The organism is Micromonospora salmantinae (assembly GCF_022230905.1).
Taxonomy (GTDB): domain Bacteria; phylum Actinomycetota; class Actinomycetes; order Mycobacteriales; family Micromonosporaceae; genus Micromonospora; species Micromonospora salmantinae.
Genome location: NZ_JAKKFG010000044.1, coordinates 136,623 through 160,165, shown reverse-complemented (window position 1 = coordinate 160,165; position 23,543 = coordinate 136,623). Strand labels below are relative to the sequence as shown.

General features: G+C 72.7%; 26 protein-coding genes. 8 read left to right on the top strand and 18 right to left on the bottom strand.

The window, feature by feature from the left end:
- Positions 1 to 25: 25 nt before the first annotated feature.
- Positions 26 to 946, top strand: a complete 921-nt coding sequence (locus PSH03_RS28375) for a DNA-3-methyladenine glycosylase family protein (RefSeq protein ID WP_238690921.1) — start codon at positions 26 to 28, stop codon at positions 944 to 946.
- A gap of 20 nt (positions 947 to 966) precedes the next feature.
- Here the strand turns inward: PSH03_RS28375 and PSH03_RS28370 are convergent, their stop codons facing one another.
- The 3 genes from PSH03_RS28370 to PSH03_RS28360 all read right to left on the bottom strand — a co-directional run bounded on the left by PSH03_RS28370 (position 967) and on the right by PSH03_RS28360 (position 2,319).
- Entirely contained in the window at positions 967 to 1,470 is a 504-nt protein-coding gene (locus PSH03_RS28370; protein ID WP_238690920.1) for a DUF1990 domain-containing protein, read from the bottom strand.
- A 51-nt stretch (positions 1,471 to 1,521) separates the two neighbouring features.
- Positions 1,522 to 1,944, bottom strand: a complete 423-nt coding sequence (locus tag PSH03_RS28365) for an SRPBCC family protein (protein ID WP_210783166.1) — start codon at positions 1,942 to 1,944, stop codon at positions 1,522 to 1,524.
- 162 nt (positions 1,945 to 2,106) lie between these two features.
- Entirely contained in the window at positions 2,107 to 2,319 is a 213-nt protein-coding gene (locus tag PSH03_RS28360; RefSeq protein WP_124858806.1) for a hypothetical protein, read from the bottom strand.
- A gap of 135 nt (positions 2,320 to 2,454) precedes the next feature.
- Here PSH03_RS28360 and PSH03_RS28355 point away from each other — a divergent pair, with 135 nt between their 5' ends.
- Entirely contained in the window at positions 2,455 to 3,570 is a 1,116-nt protein-coding gene (locus PSH03_RS28355; RefSeq protein WP_238690919.1) for an ATP-dependent DNA ligase, read from the top strand.
- Between the two features lie 58 nt (positions 3,571 to 3,628).
- Positions 3,629 to 5,200 (top strand): alpha/beta hydrolase, encoded by a 1,572-nt coding sequence (locus tag PSH03_RS28350; protein ID WP_238690980.1) that lies wholly within the window; start codon positions 3,629 to 3,631, stop codon positions 5,198 to 5,200.
- Here PSH03_RS28350 and PSH03_RS28345 read toward each other — a convergent pair.
- Positions 5,127 to 5,639 carry an ion channel gene (locus PSH03_RS28345; RefSeq protein ID WP_238690918.1) on the bottom strand — a complete coding sequence of 171 codons (513 nt, stop codon included), beginning with the start codon at positions 5,637 to 5,639 and terminating at the stop codon, positions 5,127 to 5,129. The two genes, PSH03_RS28350 and PSH03_RS28345, sit on opposite strands and share 74 nt — an antisense overlap.
- A gap of 74 nt (positions 5,640 to 5,713) precedes the next feature.
- Between PSH03_RS28345 and PSH03_RS28340 the strand changes: the two genes are divergently transcribed.
- Positions 5,714 to 6,166 (top strand): GNAT family N-acetyltransferase, encoded by a 453-nt coding sequence (locus tag PSH03_RS28340; protein WP_238690917.1) that lies wholly within the window; start codon positions 5,714 to 5,716, stop codon positions 6,164 to 6,166.
- 227 nt (positions 6,167 to 6,393) lie between these two features.
- Here PSH03_RS28340 and PSH03_RS28335 read toward each other — a convergent pair whose 3' ends face one another.
- From PSH03_RS28335 to ligD, 9 genes are all read right to left on the bottom strand, one after another.
- The gene (locus PSH03_RS28335) at positions 6,394 to 7,119 is read right to left on the bottom strand and encodes an ABC transporter ATP-binding protein (protein WP_210783249.1); all 726 of its coding nucleotides are present in this window, start codon (positions 7,117 to 7,119) and stop codon (positions 6,394 to 6,396) included.
- Positions 7,120 to 7,130: 11 nt separating this feature from the next.
- On the bottom strand, positions 7,131 to 8,126 hold the full coding sequence (locus PSH03_RS28330; RefSeq protein ID WP_210783117.1) for an ABC transporter ATP-binding protein: 996 nt from the start codon (positions 8,124 to 8,126) through the stop codon (positions 7,131 to 7,133).
- A 1-nt stretch (position 8,127) separates the two neighbouring features.
- Positions 8,128 to 10,836, bottom strand: a complete 2,709-nt coding sequence (locus PSH03_RS28325; protein WP_238690916.1) for an FtsX-like permease family protein — start codon at positions 10,834 to 10,836, stop codon at positions 8,128 to 8,130.
- Positions 10,833 to 14,018, bottom strand: a complete 3,186-nt coding sequence (locus tag PSH03_RS28320; protein ID WP_238690915.1) for an FtsX-like permease family protein — start codon at positions 14,016 to 14,018, stop codon at positions 10,833 to 10,835. The genes PSH03_RS28325 and PSH03_RS28320 overlap by 4 nt, the downstream gene beginning before the upstream one ends.
- A gap of 130 nt (positions 14,019 to 14,148) precedes the next feature.
- Positions 14,149 to 14,313, bottom strand: a complete 165-nt coding sequence (locus PSH03_RS28315) for a hypothetical protein (protein WP_210787459.1) — start codon at positions 14,311 to 14,313, stop codon at positions 14,149 to 14,151.
- Positions 14,310 to 14,525 (bottom strand): helix-turn-helix domain-containing protein, encoded by a 216-nt coding sequence (locus PSH03_RS28310; protein WP_030336216.1) that lies wholly within the window; start codon positions 14,523 to 14,525, stop codon positions 14,310 to 14,312. Before PSH03_RS28310 ends, PSH03_RS28315 begins: the two co-directional genes overlap by 4 nt.
- A complete protein-coding gene (locus PSH03_RS28305) occupies positions 14,525 to 14,959 on the bottom strand; it encodes a DUF2975 domain-containing protein (protein ID WP_238690914.1) in 435 nt (144 codons plus the stop codon). Before PSH03_RS28305 ends, PSH03_RS28310 begins: the two co-directional genes overlap by 1 nt.
- Before the next feature lie 106 nt (positions 14,960 to 15,065).
- Positions 15,066 to 15,680, bottom strand: a complete 615-nt coding sequence (locus PSH03_RS28300; protein ID WP_210787457.1) for a YdeI/OmpD-associated family protein — start codon at positions 15,678 to 15,680, stop codon at positions 15,066 to 15,068.
- A 162-nt stretch (positions 15,681 to 15,842) separates the two neighbouring features.
- Positions 15,843 to 16,880 (bottom strand): non-homologous end-joining DNA ligase, encoded by a 1,038-nt coding sequence (gene ligD / locus PSH03_RS28295; RefSeq protein ID WP_238690913.1) that lies wholly within the window; start codon positions 16,878 to 16,880, stop codon positions 15,843 to 15,845.
- A gap of 47 nt (positions 16,881 to 16,927) precedes the next feature.
- Here ligD and msrB point away from each other — a divergent pair, with 47 nt between their 5' ends.
- On the top strand, positions 16,928 to 17,332 hold the full coding sequence (msrB, locus tag PSH03_RS28290) for a peptide-methionine (R)-S-oxide reductase MsrB (RefSeq protein WP_091400676.1): 405 nt from the start codon (positions 16,928 to 16,930) through the stop codon (positions 17,330 to 17,332).
- A 23-nt stretch (positions 17,333 to 17,355) separates the two neighbouring features.
- Here msrB and PSH03_RS28285 read toward each other — a convergent pair whose 3' ends face one another.
- The 3 genes from PSH03_RS28285 to PSH03_RS28275 all read right to left on the bottom strand — a co-directional run bounded on the left by PSH03_RS28285 (position 17,356) and on the right by PSH03_RS28275 (position 19,171).
- Complete coding sequence (locus PSH03_RS28285; protein WP_210787455.1) at positions 17,356 to 17,982, bottom strand: DUF305 domain-containing protein; 627 nt, start codon at positions 17,980 to 17,982, stop codon at positions 17,356 to 17,358.
- Between the two features lie 64 nt (positions 17,983 to 18,046).
- Positions 18,047 to 18,787, bottom strand: a complete 741-nt coding sequence (locus PSH03_RS28280) for a lytic polysaccharide monooxygenase (RefSeq protein ID WP_238690912.1) — start codon at positions 18,785 to 18,787, stop codon at positions 18,047 to 18,049.
- Between the two features lie 108 nt (positions 18,788 to 18,895).
- Complete coding sequence (locus tag PSH03_RS28275) at positions 18,896 to 19,171, bottom strand: isoamylase early set domain-containing protein (protein ID WP_210787453.1); 276 nt, start codon at positions 19,169 to 19,171, stop codon at positions 18,896 to 18,898.
- A 157-nt stretch (positions 19,172 to 19,328) separates the two neighbouring features.
- Between PSH03_RS28275 and PSH03_RS28270 the strand changes: the two genes are divergently transcribed.
- From PSH03_RS28270 to PSH03_RS28260, 3 genes are all read left to right on the top strand, one after another.
- Positions 19,329 to 19,589 carry a metallothionein gene (locus PSH03_RS28270; RefSeq protein WP_091400670.1) on the top strand — a complete coding sequence of 87 codons (261 nt, stop codon included), beginning with the start codon at positions 19,329 to 19,331 and terminating at the stop codon, positions 19,587 to 19,589.
- A gap of 82 nt (positions 19,590 to 19,671) precedes the next feature.
- The gene (locus PSH03_RS28265; protein WP_210787452.1) at positions 19,672 to 20,127 is read left to right on the top strand and encodes a GNAT family N-acetyltransferase; all 456 of its coding nucleotides are present in this window, start codon (positions 19,672 to 19,674) and stop codon (positions 20,125 to 20,127) included.
- A gap of 118 nt (positions 20,128 to 20,245) precedes the next feature.
- Entirely contained in the window at positions 20,246 to 21,328 is a 1,083-nt protein-coding gene (locus tag PSH03_RS28260; RefSeq protein ID WP_372494897.1) for a lytic polysaccharide monooxygenase auxiliary activity family 9 protein, read from the top strand.
- Between the two features lie 51 nt (positions 21,329 to 21,379).
- On the opposite strand, the gene hemQ is transcribed toward PSH03_RS28260, so the two are convergent.
- Entirely contained in the window at positions 21,380 to 22,081 is a 702-nt protein-coding gene (gene hemQ, locus PSH03_RS28255; RefSeq protein WP_196921722.1) for a hydrogen peroxide-dependent heme synthase, read from the bottom strand.
- Positions 22,078 to 23,538, bottom strand: a complete 1,461-nt coding sequence (gene hemG / locus PSH03_RS28250; RefSeq protein WP_238690911.1) for a protoporphyrinogen oxidase — start codon at positions 23,536 to 23,538, stop codon at positions 22,078 to 22,080. The genes hemQ and hemG overlap by 4 nt, the downstream gene beginning before the upstream one ends.
- Positions 23,539 to 23,543 lie beyond the last annotated feature (5 nt).

Sequence of the window (23,543 nt, the reverse complement as noted above, 5' to 3'; positions counted from 1 at the left end):
CACGGTGACCTGGCAGAGTGGCGGGGTGACCGCTACCGAACCCGCCGCGACCAGGGTGCTGCACCCGCCGGTCGGCTACCGGCTGTCCGCCTCGGTCCGCGCGCTCACCTTCAGCCCGTACGATCCGTGCGCCCGGGTGGCGGCCGGCACCTTCTGGTGGGCCACCCGCACCCCGGACGGTCCGGCCACGCTCGCGCTGCGACCGACTGGCGGCGAGTTGCTCGCGGAGGGGTACGGCCCCGGCGCGGAGCACGTCCTCGCCCGCGCCGACGCGATCGCCGGGCTGCGCGACGACCTGACCGGCTTCACCGAACTGGCCGCGGCGCACCCGCTGGTCGCCCGGCTGGCCCGGGAGCACCGGGGCCTCCGGATGCCCGCCACCGGGGAGGTCTTCCCCCGACTGCTGCGCGCGGTCTTCGAGCAGAAGGTCACCGGCAAGGAGGCCTACCGGGCGTACTCGGCGATGGTGCGGCACTTCCGGGAGCCGGCTCCCGGCCCGTTACAGCCGCTGCTCCTGCCGCCCGAGGCAGCCACCGTCGCCGCAGCCCCGTACTGGGTGTTCCACCCGTTCGGGGTCGAGCAGCGCCGAGCCGACACGCTCCGTCGCGCCGCGGCGCTCGCCGACCGCCTGGAGCGCAGCACCGACGCCGCCGACGCCACCCGCCGGCTGACCGCGATCCCCGGCATCGGGCCGTGGACGGCCGCCGAGGTGGTCCGGATCGCGTACGGCGACCCGGACGCGGTCAGCGTGGGCGACTACCACATCCCGAACACCGTGGCCTGGGCGCTCGCCGGCGAACCGAGGGGCGACGACGGCCGGATGATGGCCCTGCTGGAGCCGTTCCGAGGCCACCGGGGCCGGGTGTGTCTGCTGCTGGAGGCGGCCGGCATCCGGGCACCGAAGTACGGCCCGCGCGCCCCGATCCGCTCGTTCGCCCGGTTCTGAGTCGCTCCGGCGCCAGGTGTTCAGCGACCCGCACAGAGCCGACGCAGGGTGCGGCCGAGCCACCAGGCGTACGTGTGCTGCACGGCCCGGACCGCCGGGCCTCCGACGCGGGTGAACCAGCGGTCCGGCAGGCTGAACGCGCGGACCTCGAACCAGACCGCGCCGCTGTCGTCACGGACGACCTCGAACGCCTCCTCGCCCCGCTCCGGGTGCCCGGGCAGGGTGCCGTAGCCGAAACCGGCGAGCGTGGGCGAGTCCGCACTCCAGACCACCTGGCACGGCCCCCAGACGCGGGCCGGGCCGACACCGAGGCCGGAGGTCACCAGCACACCGGCGGTGGCTCTCGGCGCGTCGGTGCGGATCCGGACGCCGGCGGCGCGGTGCAGCCGCCAGCTCAGCACCGCGTCGGCGGCGGTCTCGAAGCAGCCGCCGGGCAACGGATACCGGTGGCGCAGGTGGTGGTACCCGCCGGGCAGCGGCCCCTGCCGGGTCGACCCCACCTCCGGGTACGTCAGCTCGGCCACCGTTGCCCCCTCGACCTCGACCGGACACGGGTCAGGGTACGACCGGCGCGGTCAGCCCCGCTCGCAGCGACGCCTGAGCCCGTCGGCCTCCATCCGCACATAGCGGCGGAACCGTCCGCCGTACAGCCAGCCGATCAGGCCGGCCAGCGGGCCGGACTGGCTGAAGGCCAACTCGACGCGGGTACGCCCGTCGGGCAGCGGCAGCAGCCGGTGCTCTGCGGTGGTCCGCACACCCGGCGCGTCGGAGACCCAGACGAACTCCCGCCGCTCGGTCAGCTCGGTGACCCGCCAGACCGCCGGCCGCAGCTTCGGCTGGGTCAGTCGTGCGGTAGCGCCGACGGTCAGCGGCCCCGGCTCCCCCCGCTCGGCCCGGGTCGCCGAGTCCGTCCACTCGGGCCAGCGGGGCACATCGACAAGCACCGCCCAGACCTGCTCGGCATCCGCGGCGATCTCGGTATCGGCCTCGAACCGCATGGTGTCCCCTCCCCCGCGGCGCCGCTCGGCACCGCCACGGGTGCAGACGAGGCCGCCGGGAGCATTGTGACACCGGCGTTCAGCGCCGTCCGTCTCTCCTCAGTGGAGGCACCCGGGCCCGACACCCGGTAGTTCCCGGCCGCACGACGCCGCCCGCGCCGATCAGGCGGCCTCGCGCAGGTCGGCCAGGGTGAGCGGGGTACGCCGACGCAACAGCTCCTCCAGCTCGGGCACCGAGCCGACCTCGCCGAGCACGTTCCGGCCGCCGCCGAACCGCTCCGGGTAGCGGCGGGTCAGCCGGAAGCGGTAGCGGCCCCGGATCAGCTCGACGCTCACCCGCCACCGCCCGCAGCAGTCACAGACCCACTCGGACACCTCGCGAAAGTAGCGCTGACCTGGGGTTGTTCGATTCGCCCGGTGGGGACGAGCGACGCGGAGGGGGACACGCCGCCCCGCCATCCACGGTGATCTGCCTCACGACTGTCGGCACCGTCTGATTGACTGGTCGGCGTGGACCTGCCGATCAACCCTCCGGTCGAGCCGATGCTGGCCAAGAGCGTTCCCAAGCTGCCCACCACGCCCGGGGTGACCTACGAGCCCAAGTGGGACGGGTTCCGGTGCATCGTGTTCCGCGACGGCGACGAGGTCGAGTTGGCCAGCCGGGGCGGCAAGTCGATGACCCGCTACTTCCCCGAGGTGGTCGAGCAGGCCCGCCGGCAGTTGCCGGAGCGCTGCGCTGTCGACGGGGAGTTGATCGTGATTCGACGCGACGGGCCGAGCGGCCAGCCCCGGCTGGATTTCGAGCTGCTGGCCCAGCGCGTCCACCCGGCCGCGTCCCGGGTGAAGATGCTGGCCGAGACCACCCCGGCCGACTTCGTCGCGTTCGATCTGCTGGCGATCGGTGACGAGGCCCTGCTCGACCAGCCCTACCCGCGCCGCCGGGAGCGGCTGGTCGAGGCGCTGGCCGGGGTGCGCCCGCCGGTGCACGTCACCCAGGTCACCACCGACCCGGACACCGCGCGGCGCTGGTTCGACGTCTTCGAGGGCGCCGGGCTGGACGGTTTGATCGTCAAGCCGGCCGACCTGCCGTACGAGCCGGGCAAGCGACTGATGTTCAAGGTCAAGCATGCCCGCACCGCGGACGCGGTGGTGGCCGGCTTCCGCTGGCACAAGTCCGGCCCGGTGGTGGGCTCGCTGCTGCTCGGCCTGTACGACGACGCCGGGGTCCTGCACCACGTCGGCGTGAGCGCGTCGTTCAGCATGACCCGCCGCGCCGAGTTGCTCGACGAGTTGGCGCCCTATCGGGACACCGGCGGCGAGCATCCGTGGGTGCACGGCGACCACGAGCGTGGCCAACGCATCCCCGGTGGGGTCAGCCGGTGGACCGGCACGAAGAACCTGGAGTGGGAGCCGGTGCGCCCCGAGTTGGTGGTCGAGGTGGGCTACGACGCCATGGAGGGCGAGCGGTTCCGGCACACCGCGCAGTTCGTTCGGTGGCGCCCGGACCGCGACCCCCGATCCTGCCGCTACGACCAGCTCGACCGGCCGATCCGCTTCGACGTGGACCAGGTGTTGCGCGGCGACCCGGCGGCCACCGTGGACCGAGCCGCCACCGGCTCGGCGTAGCCTGGCCGTCGACCCGATTCCGGAGGACCACGTGACCCGCACCGCCGACCAGCCTCGGATGGCGTCCAGCCGCCGGGTCCGTCGCACTCTGGCCGCCTTCGTCGTCGCCGCGCTGCTCACCGCCGGTTGCACGCTGCCGGCGTTCGCGCCGCGCACCGAGGTGGAGGGCGCGGCCGCCCCGACCGGCAGCTCACCGAACTGGCGGCCCTGCCCGGAGGTGCCCGACGAGTTGGTCGGGCGGAGCGCACCGAACATGCGCTACGAGTGCACCCGGATCGCGGTGCCCCGTGACTGGGGCACCGGCGGCGGGGCGAGCGCCGGCCCGGGCGCCGGGCAGACCTTCGAGATCGCCCTGCTGCGCGCCCGGTCCACCAAGCAGCGCGACCGGGTGGGCTCCTTGGTGATCAACCCGGGCGGTCCGGGCGGTTCCGGTGTCGACACCGCCGTCTACCTCTCCTTCGGCTCCCAGTTCGGCGGGCTGCCCGCCTCGATCACCGAGCGCTTCGACATCGTCGGCTTCGACCCGCGCGGGGTCTCCCGGTCCAGCCCGGTCAAGTGCATCTCCGACGCCGACCTGGACGCCAGCTTCGGTTTCGACCCGGACCCGACGAGCCAGTCGGCATTCGACGGCTTCGTCGGCCTGAGCCAGCGGATCGGGCGCGGCTGCGGCGACCGCTACGGCGACCAGTTGCCGCTGTACGGCACCGAGCAGGCCGCCCGCGACATGGACGCGGTACGCGCCGCCGTGGGCGACGACAAGCTCACCTACCTGGGCTACTCGTACGGCACCCTGCTCGGCGCCACGTACGCCCAGCTCTACCCCCAGCGGGTGCGGGCGCTGGTGCTCGACGGCGCTGTCGACCCGCAGCAGCGGCTGGTCGAGGGCTCGGAGAGCCAGGCCCGCGGCTTCGAACGGGCCTTCACCAACTTCACCCGCTGGTGCGCGGCGAACGCCGGCCGCTGCCCGATCGCCCCGGACGCCCGCGCCGCAGTCACCTCGGCCATCGACAAGGCCAAGGTCTCCCCGGTACGCGGCGACGACGGGCGGGAGGCCACCGCCGGCTGGGTGTTCTACGCCGTCATCTCCTCGCTCTACACCGAATCCGGCTGGCAGGAGCTGGCCCAGGCGATCGACAAGCTTGCCGAGGGCGACCCGAAGGACGTGTTCCGACTCGCCGACGCGTACGCCGGCCGGGAGGACGACGGCCACTACTCGAACCTGTTCGACGCCAACCTGGCCATCAACTGCGCCGACGAGACGGAGAAGCCGAGCCGGGAGCAGATCCGACGGTTGCAGTCCGAGTGGCGCGGAAAATACCCGCTGTTCGGGCCGGCGTTGGCGGTCGGCATGCTGAGCTGCGTCGAATGGCCGGGCGGGCGTGACCCGTACCCGACCGGGAAGGCGAACGGCGCACCGCCGATCGTGGTGGTAGGCACCACCGGCGACCCGGCGACACCGTACGAGCAGACCCCGCGGCTCGCCTCGATGCTGGGTGTCGGTCGGGTGCTCACCTGGGAGGGCGAGGGACACACCGCCTACCCACAGACGTCCTGCATCACCAACGCCGTCGACGCGTACCTGATCGACCTGACGGTGCCACCGGAGGGGCAGCGCTGCCCGGCCCGCTGACCGGCTGGGTCGGCGGCAGTGGGGGCAGATCGATCCCCTGCCGGGCGGCCAACTCCTCCAGCAGCGCCCGCATCCGGCGCACGTCGGCCTTGAGCTGCTCCTGCTCCTCATGCTCGAAGGCGTTGTCGTCGACGATGAGCCGGCTCGCGAAGTGCGCGGTGATCAGCGGGATGACCAGCAGCACCATTGTCGAGATGAGCAGCGCGGCCAGTGTGCGGCCCGCCCAGGTGGTCGGCGAGATGTCGCCGTATCCGACGGTGGAGGCGGTCACCACAGCCCACCAGACGGCGTCGGCCGGGCTGCGCTGCTCGACCTCCCCGTAGATGACCCCGGCGACCACGATCATCAACAGGTACGAGGTGATCAGCGTGCGGGGCGAGTTGGCGAACCACACCAACGCCTGGTACACCCAGCGGAATGGCAGTAGCACTAGCTCCATGCCGCCCCATGCTGCCCGCTGCCCGCAACCGGCACAGGCCCATTCGCCGGTTTCGCTGTGCCAGGATCACCGGCATGAGCGACGTGACCTACCGGGAGGCGGTCCGGGCTGACCTGCCCGCCGTCATCGCCCTGCTCGCCGACGACGTCCTGGGCAAGGCCCGCGACTTCACCGAGGTCGACGAGGCCTACGAGAGGGCGTTCGCGGACATCAGCGCCGATCCGCGCAACCAGCTCATCGTGGCCGAGCAGGATGGCGTGATGGTCGGCTGCCTGCAGATCACCTACATCCCCGGCCTCGGTCGGCACGGCGCCGAACGGTCCCTGATCGAGTCGGTCCGGGTCCGCTCCGACCAGCGTGGTCAGGGGCTGGGCCGGGAGCTGATGACCTGGGTCATCGACCAGGCTCGCCAGCGTGGCTGCGCGCTGGTGCAGCTCACCACCGACAAGACCCGCGAGGACGCGCACCGCTTCTACCTGGGCCTTGGCTTCACGGCCAGCCACGAGGGCATGAAGCTCGCACTCTGACCAGCGGCGCTGACGTCTCGGGCGGCCTCCGCTACTGCTGGACGGACGCTTTGGAGCTGATGTCGCAGACGAGTCACCCGTCCGGCGATTCGTTCACGACATCAGCTCCAAAGCGAGCGCGGACCGCCATCGGCCGCCCAGCGTCCCGAAGGGAGCCGGCGCCCTACGTCACAGTTGTAGGCTCCGGCCGTCGCGGGGCACCGTCGACAGCCCGCCCTCCGGCGGGGTCAGCCGTCGACCAGGCGGCCGTCGCGCAGGACGAGCACCCGGTCGGCGAGGTCGATCAGGGCCGGGTCGTGCGTGGCCACCAGGGCCGTCATGCCGCGGGCGTGCACCACCGCGCGCAGCAGGTCCATGATGGATCGGCCGGTCTCCGAGTCGAGCTGACCGGTTGGTTCGTCGGCGATGAGCAGGTCCGGCTCGTTGGCCAACGCACGGGCCACCGCGACCCGCTGCTGCTGGCCACCGGAAAGCTCGTACGGGCGCTGCGCGGCGTGCCCGCCCAGGCCGACCAGTTCCAGCAGCACCGCCACGCGCTCCTCCCGCTGCGCGGCCGGCACCTGCGCCAGCCGCAACGGCACGCCCACGTTCTCGGCGGCGGAGAGGATCGGCACCAGCCCGAAGGTCTGGAACACGAACCCGACGGTGCCCCGGCGCAGCCGCAGCAGCTCCGCCTCCCCGGCCGAGGTGACCTCGTGCCCGGCCACCACCACCTGGCCGGTGTCCGGCCGGTCCAGCCCGCCGATCAGGTTCAGCAGAGTGGTCTTGCCGGCCCCGGACCGACCTCGGATGGCGACCAACTCGCCCCGGTTGGCAGTGAACGACACGTCCCGCACGGCGTGCACGGCGTGCTCACCACGACCGAAGGTCCGGCTGACCCCACTGACCCGGACCACCTCGTCGGGGTGCACCGAGGGTGCACCGCCGAAGCCGGCCGCGCCGGTCACCACCATGTTCTGCCGGCTCATGCCCGCGCCCCCCGCTCGTCCGAGGCCCGGTTGCCGGGCCGTACCTGCACATGGTCCGGCTCCAGGTCGAGCCGGACCCGCTCCTTCAGCGAGAGCGCGTCGACGAACGCGGCGGGCAGCTGCATCCGACCGTTGCGGTCCAGCACCGCGTACTCCTCGCTGACCAGTTCGGTGTTGCCGTCCGCGTCGATCCGCGCGGTCCGGCGTACCTCGGAGGCGGTCCGGCCGTCGCGGATCGCGACGGTCCGGCGGACCTGTGTGGCCACGGCGTGGTCGTGGGTGACGACCACGATGGTCACGCCCAGTTCCGCGTTGATGGTGCGCAGCGCCGCGAAGACCTCCGCGCCGGTCGCCTCGTCCAGCTCACCGGTCGGCTCGTCGGCGAAGAGCACCTCCGGGTCGTTGGCCACCGCCACCGCCACCGCGACCCGTTGCTGTTCGCCGCCGCTGAGCTGCCCCGGGCGCCGGTCTGCGCAGTAGCCCACACCGACCAGGTCGAGCAGTTCCCGGGCCCGCTCCCGGCGGGCCTTGCCGCTGCGCTTGCCGGCCAACTGCATCGGCAGCTCGACGTTCTCCAGCGCGCTGAGGTACGGCAGCAGGTTGCGGCCGGTCTGCTGCCAGACGAACCCGACCAACTGCCGGCGGTAGCTCAGCCGTCGCTTCGCGGAGAGCGAGAGCAGGTCGTAGTCGGCCACCCGGGCGATCCCGGCGGTCGGGGTGTCCAGGCCGGAGAGGATGTTGAGCAGGGTCGACTTGCCCGAACCGGAGGCACCGACGATCGCCACCAGCTCACCCCGGTCGATGACCAGGTCGAGCCCCTGCAGGGCGACCACCTCCACCCCCTCGGTCTTGAAGATGCGCACCAGGCCGTCGCAGACGATGTGCCCGCGTAGGCGGTCCTGCCCGCCGGCCCGCTCGGCGGCGCGTTGCGCTGCCCGCTGTTGCAGGGCGGCCAGGTCAGGCACCAGTGGAGTCTGGGCGGTAGCGGTCATCTCAGCTCTCCTCTCCGAGCCGAAGCACCTCTCCGAGGCGCAACCGGCGGTTGTTCAGGGCTTCGACGGCGACCGCGAAGCCGAGGGCGACCGCCCCGAGCGCGAGCACCGCGGCGACCAGGCTGGGCTCGAAAGCCACCCGGACCGGCACGCCACTGGTGAACGCGGACAGGCCGAGCACCGGGTTGAGCAGCAGGGGCAGCACCGCACCGACCAGCGCGCCGGTCAGCACCGACACCGCGACCAGCGGGGTCAACTCGACCAGCAGCAGCCCTCGCCACTGCCGGCGGGACAGGCCGAGGGTGCGCAGCCGGGACAGCACCTGGCCCCGGGCCCGCGCGCCGGCCAACACGGTGAACGCGATGGCCAACAGCCCGAGCACTGTGCCCCCGGCGGCGCCGGCCACGAATCCGAAGGCCAGCACCCCGTTCGCCCCGCCCTCGCCGAGATCCCGGCGGACGTCCGCCCGGGTGTCGACGGTGACCCCGATGATCCGTTCCCGACCGGTGACAGTGCCGTCCCGCTGGTAGCGCTCCTGCCCCTGGTCGCCGGCGACGCGCAGCGCCTCGGCGTCCAGCGAGTCCCCGGCGATCAGCAGGCTGGTCGGCACGGGTGTGGTGGTACGCGTCGGCAGGGCCTGCCAGGGCAGGATCACGAACCGGCTGGCGTTCGCCGCCAGCATCGGGAAACCGTCCTCCGTGCCGGCCACCCGGAACTCGTACCGCTGGCCCTGCACGGAGATGAAGGCGGAGTCGTCCAGCCCGGCCTTGGCCAGGTCGGCGGCGACCGCCGGTGAGACGATCGCCGGCAGCGGCAACGGGCCGGGCCCGGCGGTGCGCAGCGCGGCCGGAATCGACAGGTCCACCTGGGAATCGCGGGCCACCTTGTCCAACCCCGGGCCGTCGACCAGCAGCACGTCCGTCTGCCCGATGAAGGCGTCGGTGCCGACAGCGTCGGACGCCAACCGCTCATCGTCCTCGTACAACACCCGGGTGACGGCCCGGACCCCCGGCAGACGGCCCAGCTCGTCGATGGTGTCGGGTGCGAAGCGCTCCCCGCGGATCACCGCGTCGGCGGGCACGATTTGCGCGGCGGCCCGTTCCCGGCTCGCGTCGACGCCGGCGGCCACGACCGCGCAGAACGCCGCGGTGCCGATCGCCAGCACCACCACGACCAGCGGGGCGGCGACCGCCGCGCGGCCGGCGCGGGCCGTGCCGAGGAAGGCCACGCTGCCCCGGGTCCGCGCGGCAAGCCGGCTGACCAGCAACAACGGCCAGGGGTACGCGCGCAGCGCCAGCACCGCCGCCGCGACCGCGAGGAGCACCGGCACCGACACGAGCAGCGGGTCCACCTCGCCGAGGGTCAGGCCACGCCGACGCAGCAGCACCGCGGCGAGCCCGGCCAGGAGCAGCAGGGAGACCTCGACGGTGAGCCGACGGGCCGACGGCCGCACCCGGATCAGGTCCCGGCGCCCCGCTCCGCCGGCCGGTACGGCCAGCGTCGCCAACGGCAGTGCCAGCGTGACCAGCACGGTCACGCCGACGACGTACGGCGTGGTCGGGTCCGGGGCACCGGGGAACAGGGTGCCCAGCCACCAGCCCAGCACGGCGGCGACCGGCACCACCAGTACCGACTCGGCGAGGCTACGCCGGGCGCCGGCGGTGGCCCCGCCGCCCCGGGCGCGCAACAGCGCGAACTCCGAGCGACGTCGTCTGATGGCGAGGCTGGCCGCGAGCACGATGAGCCCCGCCAGGGTGGCCAGGACGCCAGCCGCGATCACCGCGAGCAGGGTCCGGACGGCGTCCATCTGGGCGGCGAACGCGCGCAACGGAACGTCGGCGCCCTGGGTCAGGGTGATCCCCGCCGGCTGGTTGCGCTGCATCACCTGAAGGCCGTCGATCATCTTGTCCAGCTCGCGGGCGTCGATCCGGTCGACGCCCAGTCGGTACCGCCAGTTGGACTGGATCGGCCAGCCCTCCGCGGCCCGCTTGTTGAGGGGCGACTGCGCGACGACGCCGACGATGACGAACGGCTGGCCGTCACCCTGCGGTTCGATGATCCGCAGCAGCTGTGGGAGCCCGTCCCAGATGCCGTTGGCGCGGTCGACGGGGCGGAACAGCCCGGTCACCACCAGCGGCACACCGTTGATGAGTCTGCCCTTGTCATCGGTATTGCCGATGCGCAGTTGGCTGCCGGCGCGCAGGTTGAGCTTGCGGGCCACGTCGACGTCGAGCGCCACCTCGATCGGCCGGTCGGGAACGTAGGTCTCGCTCGGCCACGCCCCCTCGACGAGGGTGCTGGCGCCCTGTATGTCGGGCATGGCCCGCAGGCCCATGTCGACCAGCAGGTTGCGGGCCGCCAGGTCCGGTCCGACCACGCGGGCCTCGGCGGTCTCGACGCTGTACCACCGCTCGGTCACAGCCGTTCGCACCGGCGGCGGCATCTCCGCGGCCAGGGCGTCGAACCGTTCGGCGGCGTCGCCCATCGCCGTCCGCCGCGACGTCGCGGGCTCAAGGCTGGTGGTGTACGAGATGTCCCGGCGGGCGGCCGGCTCGCTGTTGAGTTGTGCTCGCAGCCCCTGTTCGGCGAGCCGGTTGACCAGCCGGGGCACTCCACTGATCAGCAGCGTGACCACCAGGGTCAGCACCGCCAGCAGCAGGAACTGCCCCCCGTACGCCCGGACCCGCCGGACGGCCGCCCCGACGCTCATCGTTCTCCCCCGATTCGCAGCTGTACCGCCGCCACCCGCTGACGGATGCCGGTGGCGATGAACGCGCTGAAGGCGAGCGCCGCCAGCAGCAGACCGACAGCGGTCAGACCGATCGGCACCCAGGGCAGCACGAACGCCGCCGGGGGTGTCGGCCGGCCGGCGGCCGGGGTGAGGATGACCAGTGGGGCCATCGTCGCGCCGACCGCGGTGCCGAGTAACAGCCCGACGCCCACGCCGATGCCGGCGAGGAACGTCTGTTCGGCCAGCAGCGCCCGGGCCATCAGCCGGGGCGTGGCGCCGAGGGTGTGCAGGACCGCGAACTCGCCGAGCCGACGCCGGGCGGTGGCCCACACGTCCACCATCAGGCCGACGAGGGCGAGCAGCACCGCGCCGAGCGCGGCGGCCAGCATGCCGGTACGCGAGCCGCGCCAATACGGGTCGTCGGCGGCCGCCTCGATGGCCGCCTCCCGGTTGAGCACTGTGACGCCCGGGAGCGCGCTGACAGCCTGGGCGGCGGCGTTCGCGTCGGCGGCGCCGACCCACCATTCCGGTACGGGTCGCACCGCGCCGCTGCTCCGGATCATCGCGTCGACAGCGGCCGGCAGGTCCAGCAGGACGCCTTCGCCGGTGGTGGCCGGCACGGCGTCCAGCTCGCCGACCAGGTGCACCGGCAGCGTCGCCCCGGACAGGGTCAGGTCGACGGTGTCGCCGACGCGCAGGCTCAGCGCGTTGCGGACCCCGGAGGTCATCAACACCGGTACGGGCTTGTTGTCTCCGCCCGCCACGACAGCGAACCGGGTGGGCGGCTGGTACGCGAACTGCCCGCCGGGAATCACCTCCACGGCGTGGACCGCTGCGAACCCGGCCCCGGTGGTCTGCACCGGCGTGGAGTTCACGCCGGGGGCCGTCAGCGCCCAGCCGCCGCTCAGCTCGGCGGGTCGGGTCGTGCCGTCGCCGTTGACCACCGCCAACCCGTCCAACTGGAGTCGGTAGGCGTTGCCGGCCGCCAGCCCGCCGTCGGCTTCGAACCCGGCCAGCCGCAGTCGCGCACCGCCCAGGTCGGGCAGTTGTACGGAGAACCGGGTGGCCCGGCCGTCACCGTCGGCGTTGGCCGCCGGCAGCCGCAGGGCAAGCCCGTCGGGGGTGGTGACCAGCAGCGTCACCGCGACCTTCAGCGACCGGGCGGCGTTGCTCACCGGGGTACGGACCGTGCCGGTGATCTCACGCGCCCCGGCGGGCAGTTCGACACCGGCGGGGGCCCCGCGCTCATCGATCATGCGCTGGTACTGCTCCGACGCCGATCCGTCGCCGAGGCGGTCGGCGAGCCGGACGACGCCCGGGGCGCTGGCCGGGTCGACACCGATCACGGTCGCCGGCAGGTTCTCCCGTCCGACCCGGATCTCGTCGCGCCACGCCGGCAGTACCCGGTCCACGCTCGGCAGCGCGGCGAGTTCACCGGCCCGGTTCGGGGGGGCGCCTCCGGTCCGTTCGGTCACCCGGAGGTCGGCGCCGACAGTGTGGCCGGCCTGCTCGACCTGGGACCGCTCGCCGGTGCTGATCAGCGACCAGGCCAGGGTGCTGCCGCCGACGGCGAGGGCGAGCAGCAGCACCGGGCCGGCGTGGGGACGCCGGCCGGCCTGCCACATGCCGAACATGGTGGCGGTCCAGGGACGTCGGTCGACGAACCGCTCCGCGAACCGGGTGAGCGGCGGGAGCACCCGCAACGCCAGTACGGCACCGGCCAGCACGCCGAGCGTCGGGGCGGCGACCAGCAGCGGGTCGAGCCCGAGCTGACCACCCGAGCCGGCCAGCGGGGAGGCGTACCGGCGTAGCTGCACCCAGGCGAGCACGGCGAGCGCCACGAGCACCAGGTCGACGCTGGCACGTTGGACGCTCGCGGCCCGGTTCGGCCGGGATCGGGCCGCCATGTCGGCGACGTACGTCCCGGCGCCACGCAGCGTCGGAAGGACCATGGCGACGAGGCAGCCGGCCGCGGTGGCCGCTGCCGCCGCCCAGACCAGTGTGGTGTTGCCTCCGGCGGTGTAGAGGTCACCCGACCCGCCGGGTCGGATGTACCGCAGCGCCTCACCGGCGATCAGTGGACCGAGCACGGCGGCCGGGGCGACCACCAGGGTCGCCTCACGGGCGGCCAGGCCGGCCAACTGCCGACGGGCGGCGCCGCGGGCGCGCAGCAGCGCGGTCTGTGGGCGGCGGTCCTCGTGCAGCAGCGCGGCGACCAGCACCAGCGCGTACCCGGCGAGCACCAGGATGAGCAGCAGCGGGGTGGCCAGCGACGAGCGACCCACCAGGTCGGCGCGGCCGATGCGGTCCAGCAACTGCGGCATCTTGGTCGCCGTCTGCCCGGAGCTGCCCAGTTGGGCGGCCTCGGGCACGGCCGTGACCGCCTCGGTGAGGGCTTTCCGAACGGCGGGCAGGTCGGCGGTGTCGACGGCGCCGAGGTCCGGTTGGGCCAGCCAGGACGCCGACACCGAGCCCGGGAAGGTGGCCGCGAAGTCGGCCGGGTCGAGCGTGAACGGCCCGTACGAGGTGCCGGAACCGGCGCTGCCCGTCCCCACGCCGGGGGCCAGCAGCCAGTACGCGTCCGCCGGGTCGCGGGGCCGCCAGGTGCCGGCGAGCACCAGTTCCCCGCGTCGTTCGGTGGCCCGGTCGCGCACCGGGACGCGTTCGCCGACGGTCAGGCCGAGGGTGCCGGCGACCCGCTCGGGCAGGCTCACCTGGACGGGGTTCGCTCCGGGGGCGGGCCAGGCTCCGCTGGTCAGCTCCGCGTGGCTGGCGAGGTCGGTGAACGTGGCGAGGTTCGCGAAGACCGGTTCGTCGGCCGTACGCGGGATCTGCCCGAGGTCGCCGGTCAGTTCCCGGCCGGTGCCGTAGCGGGCGGCGGTGACACTGACCGGGACGCCGCCGAGCCCGGTGGCGAACTCGGCTCGGACCGCCTTGTCCCGGGTTGCGAACTCGGCCGCGTCCCGCCCACCCGAACCACTGACCAGAAGGCCGCGCTCCTCGGCGGGCGAGGCGGCGACCAGTGCGCGCTGCCCGGCGTCCACCGCCCGACGGTTGTAGTCGGACAGCCCAGTGACCAACGCGACGGCGACGAGGGCAGCGATCACCGCCGCGACCAGCAACCCTCGCGCCTCGCGGGCCCGCCTCCACACCAGCTTCATCCGACGCCTCCCCTGGCCCTGGCGGGCCGACGACCATCAAGACAGGCCACCTACCGGGAAAGGTTCGCGCCCGTTACATGATCGTTATTACGGGAGGGGTCAGCTCGGGCCGGCCAGCGCGCCTGGGCGGCTAACTCCCGCCGCGGAGGTTGCGGATGCCGAACACCACAGCGCCGAGTACGAGCACGACGCCCAGGAGTTGAAGGCCCGGCGAGTCGTCGGCCTCCCCGTGCACGATTCCGGCGACGCCGAGGGCGACCACGAGAACGGCGACGACGGTCAGGACGTACTTCATGGGGTTTCCTCCTCGACCCACTCCAGCAGGTCTCCGGGTTGGCAGTCGAGCACTCGGCACATCGCTTCGAGGGTGCTGAAGCGGACCGCCTTGGCGCGGCCGTTCTTCAGCACCGCCACGTTGGCGGGGGTGAGCCCGACGCGCTCGGCGAACTCGCCGACGCTCATCTTGCGCTTGGCCAACTCCACGTCGATGCGGACGACGATGGGCATCAGATCACCGCTTCCATGTCGGTCCGCAGGGTGGTGGCCTGCCGCAACAGCGCCCGCATCACCACCATGAGGAGCCCCAGCACGCTGACTCCCACCGTCAGCAGGAACAGCAACAGCGGCAGCCCCGGGTCGTCCGCGTTGAACCCCACGTAGAGGAAGACACCCACGAGCACCACCCACGCGGCGGCGATGGCCCACACGATCGCGTCCACCCACCTCAGGGACGCTTCGGTGAAGATGCGGTCACTCTTGACCAGGCTGAGCAACTTCCAGGTCGCGACGATGACGACCTGGACGCACAGCACCCAGAACACCGCCACGACGGTGGCCGGCCACCGGAGGTAGGCGTCCTGCGGCGATTCCGCGGCCATGTGGGCGAACTGTCCGGGCAGGGAGAAGGTCTGAAACAGGACCAGGACCCCGAACAGCACCACGAGGAAAACTCTGAGAGCGGCAACCGCTCGATGCTCCGTAACCATGCATCGAGTTTCGCTCGTTAGCTATCGAAAGTCAATCGGTCACCGGGACGTTGGCGCCCGCTCACGACGACGTCGGCCCGGGTGCCGGCCTTGCCTTCTGGGGATGGAACGTCTCGTGACGGGCCAGCATGGCGACGAATTCGCCGATCTTGCGCTCGCGGGTCTCCGCCCGCTTGACGGCATTGAGGCGATGGATGAGAGCGAACCGGTTGGCCTTGGTGAGCACGTCGAGCATGGCCTGGGCGGCGGGCTCGGCGGCGATGGCGGCGAGCAGGTCGGCCGGCACCTCCGCCTCCGACGGCGGGGCGTAGGCGGCCGCCCACCGCCCGTCCGCCTTCGCGGCGTCCACGGCGGCACGGCCGGCCGGCAACATCCGCCCCTGCTCCTCCAGCCGGGCCACGTGCCCGACGTTGCGCTGGGACCAGGAACTGCGGGGCCGACGCGGGGTGAACCGGATCCAGGACGACTCCTCATCCCGCTTGCGCGCCTGCCCGTCGATCCAGCCGACGCACAGACCCTCGTCGACCGCCTGTTGCCAGGTCAGCGTCGTGACCGTGCCACCCTTCCTGGTCAGGGCGAGCCAGACGCCGGGCGACGTGGCGTGGTTGGCCGACAACCACGCGCGCAGGGCGTCGGCGTCCGCGACGATCAACTCATCCAGCTCGGTGCTCGCCATGACGGCAGGCTAACCGCTGGCGCCGACACCGCGGCTCCGCTGGTCGGCCCGGGCCAGACCGACGCGTCGACACGTTCCGCCGAATGCTGTTCGCGATCATCGGCACGGCGGTGGACCCGGGGTCGTGCCTGTGATGCTCGGCGAGCACAGATGGCTCGGCGCTCAGGCGCTCTCGTCGCCAGGGGTGCGCTTGGCTCGGCTCGGCTGCACCCGCTTGGGTTCGCCGGGCATCTTCGGGTGGTCCGGCGGGTACGGCAGGTCGCCCTGGCCGGCGGCGGCGTCCCGCTCGGCCCACTCCAACAGCGGGGTGATGTCCCACGGTGCGTCGTCGATGCCGGCGTGCGGATCACCTCGCTCGGCGAGCCGGGCCGGCACGGTGCGCAGGTCGAAGTCGTCCGGGTCGACGTCGGGTAGCTCGTCCCAGGTGACCGGGGTCGAGACGGTGGCCCGCGCGTTGGCCCGCAGCGAGTACGCGCAGGCGATGGTGCGGTCCCGCGCCATCTGGTTGAAGTCGACGAAGACCCGGCGGCCGCGCTCCTCCTTCCACCAGGCGGTGGTGACCAGGTCGGGGTTGCGGCGCTCCACCTCCCGGGCCAGCGCGATGGTGGCCCGGCGCACCTCGGTGAACGTCCAGCGGGGTTGGATGCGCAGGTAGACGTGCACACCCCGGCCGCCGGAGGTCTTCGGCCAGCCGGTCGCGCCCAGCTCGTCGAGGAGCGCGCGGACCTCGCCGGCGGCCCGCGCGGCGTCGGCGAAGTCGGTGCCGGGCTGCGGGTCCAGGTCGATGCGCAGCTCGTCGGGGCGGTCGACGTCGGCGGCCCGCACGGGCCACGGGTGGAAGACGATGGTGCCCATCTGCGCCGCCCAGGCCACGTGCGCCAGATCGGTCGGGCAGAGCTCGGCCGCGTTCCGACCGCTCGGGAAGGTGATCTGCGCGGTCGTCACCCAGGGCGGCACCCCCCGGGTGGGCACCCGCTTCTGGAAGAACGCCTCGCCTTCGACGCCCTCGGGGAAGCGTTGCAGGGTGGTCGGTCGGTCCCGCAGGGCGCGCATGATCCCGTCGCCGACCGCGAGGTAGTAGTGGAAGACGTCCGCCTTGGTGAACCCCCGCTGCGGGAAGATCACCCGATCCGGACTGCTCAGCCGGACGGTGTGCCCGGCCACCTCGACCTCTGCGGCCGCAGCCTTGGTGCCACCCATCCCGCGACCTTATGCCACGCCCCCGACGTTCGACGTACCGTTGACGGGTGAGTCTTGACGACAACGAGCTGCCCCGTACCGACGAAGAGTGGCGGGTCCGACTGACCCCCGAGGAGTTCCACGTTCTACGGGAGGCCGGCACCGAACGCCCGTGGACGGGCGAGTACGTGGACACGAAGACCCAGGGGGTCTACCACTGTCGCGCCTGCGGGCTGGAGCTGTTCTCCAGCGACACGAAATTCGACTCGCACTGCGGCTGGCCGAGCTTCGACGACGCCATCCCGGGCCGGGTCAAGGAAATCGAGGACCGCACCCTCGGCATGGCCCGTACGGAGATCCGCTGCGCCCGCTGCGACAGTCACCTCGGGCACGTCTTCCACGGCGAGGGCTTCACGCCCAAGGACACCCGGCACTGCGTCAACTCGGTCTCCATCAAGCTGGAACCCCGCTGACCCGCGTGACCGCGTGACAGTGCTCAGGGCGTACCCGTACCCCTGAGCAACTCGACCTCGGCGGTCCGGGACTGTTCGATCCGCCGGGCCAGGTCGCGGACCCGCTCGTTGCGGCCGACGCCGACGTGGGATCGGGCCAGGTCGGCGGCCGATCGCTGGTGGTCGGCGAGCACGTCGCGCAGCACTCGGTCGACGTCCGCGTCCGGCGCGGTCCGCAGCCTGTCGAGCGCGGCGTCGTCGCCGTGCCCGTCGTGGTGTGCGGCCGCGCTGGCACCCGGCCCGGTCGTGGGCAACCAGCCGCGCATGGCGGCCAGTTCGTCGGCCTCGGTCGCCTCGACGGCGGCGGCCAGGGTGCGCAGCGCGTCGTCGCGCACCCGGTCCCGGGCCAGCCGGACGATCTGCAGGGTGCGTTCGCTGTGCCCGACCATGGTGCTCAGGAACACCACGTCGATCCCGCTCATCGCGTCCGCCTCGGTCGCGGACCCGACGCCCCCGGAGCCGGCCGCCGCGTCCCCGGCCGCCGCCGAGCCGGCCGGGGACGCGGGGGCCGGCTGCGGCAGGGCCGACGGGGTCGACGTGGGCGGTCCGGCGCAGGCTCCGGTGAGCAGCAGGGCCGCAACGAGGGACGCCAGCGGGGTACGGCGGGACATGCCGGTTGCTCCGTTCACGCGAGGGCGGCGACACGGGTGCGACCAGGAGGCCGCACCCGTGCGGTCAGACCTGGAGCCAGAGCGCCGGCACGTTCGGCGGCTCCCAGCCCGGGATCGCGGTGTGTGCCTGCCGGCACCGGTACGTCGCTCCGCCGTAGGTGACCTGGTCGCCGACCTGGTACGCCCGGCCCGTCGTCCAACTGCCGCCCGGCGCGGGCGGAGTGGTCGGCGTGGTGGTCGGGGTGGGCCGTGGGGTGGGTGAGGTGGTGGGGGTGGGCGTCGGGTTCGACCCTCCGCCGCCGATCTGCACGTCGACGCAGGAGTAGAAGGCGTTCGCCGTGTCGGAGATGTTCCACACCGCGAGGATCTTCTGCCGGCCGGAGAAGCCGCCGAGATTGACGTTGTGCGACACGGTGGCGCCCGGCTGCTGGCCGTTGCCGTTGACAACGCCGACCCGGGTGTTGCCGATCCAGTACTCCCAGTTGCTGGTGGCGTGCCGGGCGGTGTTCACCCAGGTGAAGGTCAGCGAGCTGCCCACCGAGGTGGCCGGCCAGCCCCGACCGTCGTCGTTGAGGACGGCGAACTGGGCGATTCCGGCGTTGCAGCTGCGCAGGCCCTTGGGCCCTTCGACGCTCTGCGGCTCGTACTTGATCTGCCCGCAGTCGGGCACCCGGCCCTGCGCGCAGAGCGCCTGCCGGCTCGGTGGGGCGGAGACGTAGCCGTGCGCCTGCGCGGGGGCGGCGACGGTGAGGGTGGCGGCGACGGCGCCCGCCGCCACCAGCGGGACGGTGATTCTTCGACGCATGGGGGCAGCTCCTTCTCCAGGTCCGGTGAGGTGCCCCCAAGGTAATTTAAACATTGTTAACAGTAAAGACTCTCATCGATAAATCCATCGATGGCGGCAGTTTTCTTCTCAGAGCCGGAGCAGGCTGCCCCGGTCGTCGACCTGGTCGGCCGACTCGTCGTCCAACCAGACGCCGCCGGCGCCGAGGTACCGGAACCGGTACTCCCCCGGCGGCAGCTTCACTGTCACCGTCCTGGTGCCGTCGCGACGGGCCACCAACTCGTGTCGACCCGGCTGCCAGCCGTTGAAGGAGCCGACGACGCTCACCGGGCCGGGCGGGACGTCGCGGGGCAGACAGAAGGTGACCCGGGTCTGGTTGCCGAAGAGCCTGTTGCGCTTGATCACGGTGATCCTCCGGGGGTTGCGGCGGTTCACCAGGCATAACGGGCAACACGCCGACGCCGACACGCCGCCACCGTGGCCAGACATCGACGTTCCGCTCCCACGTCGAGGCCATCTGAGGGATTCTGTAAGCACTTGTCCACATAACGGAGGGTTTTCGGTGGCAACCTGCGAGGTCTGCGGCAACGACTACTGGATGGCGTTCGAGGTGCACACCGTCAGCGGCGACGTGCACACCTTCGACTCGTTCGAGTGCGCGATCCAGCGCATGGCACCGATCTGCGAGCACTGCCAGGTCAAGATCGTCGGGCACGGCGTCGAGGTCAACGGCCGCTTCTTCTGCTGCGCGCACTGCGCCCGCGCTGTCGAGGGCGCGGTGGGCGCCGAGATCCGCGACGCCGTCGGCGCCCGCCCGGCCTGACCGCGCCCGCCCGGCCGCCGCCACCTACCTCGCACCCGACCGGGCGAACCCCAGGTGAACCCGCCCGACCTACCATCGGTGGATGCCCCAGCAGACCACCGAACTCCGGACGGCCTCCTTCGCCGACCTGAACGCCCGCACCCTCCACGACCTGCTCAAACTGCGCATCGACGTGTTCGTGGTGGAACAGAACTGCCCGTACCCGGAGCTGGACGGGCGGGACGTCGAGCCGGGCACCCGGCACGTCTGGCTCACCGACGGCGGCGCGCCGCTGGCGTACCTGCGGATTCTGGCCGACCCGGACGGTGTCGCCCGGATCGGTCGGGTCGTGGTGGCCCCGACGGCGCGCGGCGGCGGACACGCCGGCCGGCTGATGACAGCGGCGCTCGAGGTGGTGGGCAACCGGCCGTGCGTGCTGGACGCCCAGTCGCACCTGGTCGCGTTCTACACCCGGCACGGCTTCACGGTCAGCGGCCCCGAGTACGTCGAGGACGGCATCCCGCACACCCCGATGCGGCGCAAAGCCATTGACGGCTGACGATCGAACTGGCATCGTGCCCGGGTAGAGCCATCGCGGGAGCCAGCGATCAGGCACGGGAGTGGGCACTCCCGGCGATCCGGGTGTCGACGTCCGACCTCATCCCCCCGGGGGCTCCATGTCCACTCTCACCCGATCACGACGCGTGCTCTGGCTGTTCGCCATCGTGGCGACCACCACGCTCCTTTTGACGACCGCAGTGACCACCATGCGGGCCGATCCCGCCTCTGCGCACGGTTCGGTCGTCGACCCGGCCTCGCGTAACTACGGCTGCTGGCAACGCTGGGGCAGCGACTTCCAGAACCCGCGGATGGCCACCGAGGACCCGATGTGCTGGCAGGCCTGGCAGGCCGACCCCGCCGCCATGTGGAACTGGAACGGCCTGTACCGCGAGGGTGTGGGAGGCAACCACCAGGCCGCCGTCCCCGACGGCCAACTCTGCAGCGGCGGACGCACCCAGAGCCCGCGCTACAACGCGCTGGACACCATCGGCGCCTGGAAGACCACAGCGGTGTCGAACAACTTCCGGCTCCGCTTCGTCGACCAGGCCCGTCACGGCGCCGACTACATCCGGGTGTACGTGACCAAGCAGGGCTTCAACGCCGCCACCCAACCACTCGGCTGGGGCAACCTGGAGTTGGCGGGACAGATCGGCAACACCCCCGCCTCCCAGTGGAGCCCGGACCCCAGTGGTGTCTCGATCCAGATCCCGGTGAGCGCGCCGGGCCGCACCGGACGGCACATCGTCTACACCGTCTGGCAGGCCAGCCACCTGGACCAGTCGTACTACCTGTGCAGCGACGTCGACTTCGGCGGCGGGTCGACCACCCCACCCACCGATCCCCCGCCGACGACCCCGCCGCCCACCACTCCCCCGCCGACCACCCCGCCGCCGGCCGGTGCCTGCACGGCTACGTACCAGGTGACCGGTCAGTGGTCCGGCGGCTTCCAGGCCGACGTGAAGGTGACCGCAGGTGGCTCACCCACCCAGGGCTGGTCGGTGAGCTGGAACTACGGCAACGGCCAGCGGGTCACCTCGTCGTGGAACGCGACGGTCAGCACCAACGGCACGCTGGTCACCGCACGTAACACCAACAACAACGGCACCCTTGCCGCCGGAGCGAGCACCACGTTCGGTTTCCTCGGCTCGTGGAACGGCAGCAACCCGGTTCCGCTGGTCTCCTGTACGACGACCAGTTGATCCCCGTCCGGCGCCGCACCCGGGCGGGGGTGCGGCGCCGGCCGGCGGGGGTCAGACCAGGCAGTTGACGATCTCGGCCACCGAACGGCGGCGGCCGGTGTAGAACGGGACCTCTTCGCGGACGTGCCGGCGGGCGCCGGAGGCGCGCAGGTCCCGCATCAGGTCGACGATCCGGTGCAGTTCGTCGGCCTCGAAGGCGAGCATCCACTCGTAGTCGCCGAGCGCGAACGAGGCGACAGTGTTGGCCCGCACGTCCGGGTAGCCGCGGGCCATCTTGCCGTGCTCGGCCAGCATCTCGCGCCGCTCGGCGTCGGGCAGCAGGTACCACTCGTAGGAGCGGACGAACGGGTACACACAGATGTAGGGGCGAGCCTCCTCACCGGCCAGGAACGCCGGGATGTGGCTCTTGTTGAACTCCGCCGGCCGGTGCAGCGCCATCTGCGACCACACCGGGGTCAGCGCCCGCCCCAGGGTGGTGCGGCGGAACCGCAGGTAAGCGTCCTGGAGCGCGTCGGGGGACGCGGAGTGCCACCAGATCATCACGTCCGCGTCGGCGCGCAGCCCGGAGACGTCGTACACGCCCCGGACCACCACGTCCTTGCCGGCCAGCTCGTCGAAGAGGGACACCACCTCGCCGGTGACGTTGTCCCGCAGCGACGGCAGCGGGGAGCTGGCCCGGAACACCGACCACATGGTGTAGCGGATGCTGTCGTTCAGCTCCCGCAACCGGGCCGCGTTGGTCTGCTCGGTCATCTCGCCGATCCTCCCAGTGCTGTGATGATCTCTTCGGCCGCCGTCTCGCCGGAACGGACGCAGACCGGGATGCCGACGCCGTCGTAGCCGGCGCCGGCGAGGACCAGTGTGGGGTGCGCGGCCCGCAGCGCCGTCCGCGCGGCGTCGAGCCGGTCTGCGTGCCCCGGCGCGTACTGCGGCAGCGCACCGCCCCACCGCTGCACGTGCCCGTCGACCGGGGCGGGCAGCGGGGTGCCGAGCACCGCCGACAACTCCCGGTGCACGGTGGCCGCCAGGTCCGCGTCGGGGCGCTGAAGGTGCGTCTCCTCGCCGTACCTGCCCACCGAGGCGCGCACCAGCGCCAACCCGTCCGGCCGGCGCAGGTGCCCCCACTTGGTGGTGAAGAAGGTCGCCGCCTTGATCAGCAGGCCCTCGGTGCTCGGCACCAGGAAGCCGGACAGCTCGGGCAGTCGCGGGTGCGGCAACGCCATGGTGACCAGCGCGACGCTCGCGTAGTCCAGCGCGCCGACGCCCGCCGCCACCGCCGGCGCGGGGCCGGCGAGCAGACGCGCCGCCGGTCGCGCCGGCACCGCCAGCACCACGGCGTCCACGTCCACCATCGACGACTCCAGCTCGGCGCGTCTGCCGCCGCGCCGCGACCTGGAGCCGTCGTCAGGGTCACGGGTCGGGCCGACGGTGAGCCGCCAACCCGTGTCGGTCGCTGTCAACTCGCGCACTGCGGCGTCCCGCCATACCGTCGCGCCGCTGGCCGTCACGGCCGCCTCGACCAGGGTGCTGAGCCCACCGACGAGGGTGCCGAAGACCGGGGCGCCGGGCGCACGCGGCGCGGCGGCCTGCGCGGCCCGGACCGCGCCGACCAGGGTGTGCTCCACCCGGGCCGTGCGGGCCAGCGCCGGCATCGTCGTGACCAGTGAGAGATCGTCGGCGCGGCCCGCGTACACGCCGCCCAGCATCGGGTCGACCAGCCGCTCGACCACCTCGTTGCCGAAGCGGGACCGGACCAGCGCGCCCACCGAGACGTCCGCGTCCGGCCCGACCAGCGGCCGACCACCGTCGGTGTCGGCGTCCGCGGCCGGGCGGGCGACAGTGGCCACCCGATCCAGATCCCCGGGTACGCCCACCAGGGTGCCGCCCGGGATGGGGCGCAGCCCTCCGTCGATGACCAGCGCGGCCTGCCCCACAGTGGGGTGCACGATCTTCTCGGCCAATCCGAGCCGGCGGGCCAACGCCACCGCCGCGCTCTCGGCGCCGGTCGGGTCGCGCATCAGGAACGACTCCGCGCCGAACTCGACCGGCTGACCAGCCAGCTCCCCGGTGCGCAGCTTCCCGCCCAGCACGCCGGACTGCTCGTACACAGTGATCTCGGTGCCGGCCGGCGCTCGGTCACGCAGGCGGACCGCGGCGGCCAGACCGGCGATCCCGCCGCCGACCACCGCCACCCGCCAGGGCCGCCGCATTCCCG